This window comes from Marinobacter salinexigens, assembly GCF_008370345.1.
Taxonomy (GTDB): domain Bacteria; phylum Pseudomonadota; class Gammaproteobacteria; order Pseudomonadales; family Oleiphilaceae; genus Marinobacter; species Marinobacter salinexigens.
In genome coordinates this window covers 1-383 of the sequence record NZ_VTUU01000145.1, presented here as the reverse complement: position 1 = coordinate 383, position 383 = coordinate 1, and the positions used below count along the sequence as shown (strand labels likewise).

The following is a 383-nucleotide window of genomic DNA, read 5'->3' as shown; positions in this document are numbered from 1 at the left end:
CCTGGCCTGCCGCCGTGGCCTTGGGGAGTGGGATTGCCCCTTCCCCTCTGGTGAATGCTCGGCGGAGAAGCTGACGACGGCAGGTTCAGCTGCGGGGTCCAGTAGTCTTCGCGCCCTGCGTGCGCCGTGGCCGTGGCCGCGCCTCCCGTCTTGCGCCGGGCGGCGGCTGCTTCTTGGAGCCTCTCCGTCACGGGGTCAGCGGGTGCCGCCGGCGGCGGCGGCAGGAGGCGCGAAGCGAGGACAATGGTGACCGGGGCCGATGGCCCGAACCCGAATGGCCGCCAGTACCACCAGTTCGACATGGATCTGATGGCGTGGACTGCTGAAGTCCTCGACTGCCGTGCCGCCTCCGACTCCTGGAATTCTCTGGCCGCAGATTTCTG

The 383-nt window shown here is 69.2% G+C and carries 1 protein-coding gene; it reads right to left on the bottom strand.

What is annotated here, in order from left to right; all coding sequences use genetic code 11:
• Positions 1-195: 195 nt before the first annotated feature.
• On the bottom strand, positions 196-383 hold a 188-nt coding region (locus tag FWJ25_RS20995; RefSeq protein ID WP_188093693.1), incomplete at its 5' end, for a hypothetical protein.